The organism is Pseudomonas sp. NPDC087598 (genome assembly GCF_044743525.1).
Lineage (GTDB): Bacteria > Pseudomonadota > Gammaproteobacteria > Pseudomonadales > Pseudomonadaceae > Aquipseudomonas.
In genome coordinates this window covers 789-1,451 of the sequence record NZ_JBIUWQ010000152.1, presented here as the reverse complement: position 1 = coordinate 1,451, position 663 = coordinate 789, and the positions used below count along the sequence as shown (strand labels likewise).

Sequence of the window (663 nt, the reverse complement as noted above, 5' to 3'; positions counted from 1 at the left end):
CAGCGATCTTCTTTTGACGTTCGTGCAGAGCAGCGATGACCGGAGGCCATACATACTTCATGCAGAACAGTACAAAAATCAGGAACGCAACGGACTGGCCAATCAGGGTCGCATTAATGTTCACGCCAACACCTCGCAGTTACGTTGTCCATCACATCAAATTACTCGGAAGAATCCGGGTAATTAGCCAGCGATCTGACCAACGAACGGGTTCGCAAAGGTGAAGAACAGAGCGATACCAACACCGATCATGGTTACGGCGTCGAGCAGACCGGCAACGATGAACATTTTAACTTGCAGCATTGGAACCATTTCTGGCTGACGCGCTGCGCCTTCCAGGAACTTGCCGCCCAGCAGGCCGAAACCCTCTGGCGTGCGTTCCCCAGTGCGCCCAGGCCGATCAACAGTGCAACAGCGATAGCGGTTAGACCAACTACAGTTTCCATCTTTCCTCCCGACTTTTACGTCGTATGGTTTAGGTTTTTTAGATTAAAGCGGTAAAACAAATCGTTTCAGGTGCCCTGTGAAGAGCCCCCTCCCGTTTGACCGGGAGGGACATCAGACTAGTCGAGACTGGTCTTAATGGTTTTCTTCGTGCGCCATCGACAGGTAGACGATGGTCAGCATCATGAAGATGAACGCCTGCAGCGTGATGATCAGGAT

General features: G+C 51.6%; 1 protein-coding gene and 2 pseudogenes. All 3 read right to left on the bottom strand.

The window, feature by feature from the left end:
- A pseudogene (locus ACIOWE_RS30180) lies at positions 1-124 on the bottom strand (F0F1 ATP synthase subunit B); the annotation flags it as partial.
- A gap of 59 nt (positions 125-183) precedes the next feature.
- Positions 184-446, bottom strand: a pseudogene (atpE, locus tag ACIOWE_RS30175) (F0F1 ATP synthase subunit C).
- Positions 447-579: 133 nt separating this feature from the next.
- Positions 580-663: hypothetical protein (locus ACIOWE_RS30170; protein ID WP_401398615.1), on the bottom strand; the 84-nt coding region annotated here is incomplete at its 5' end.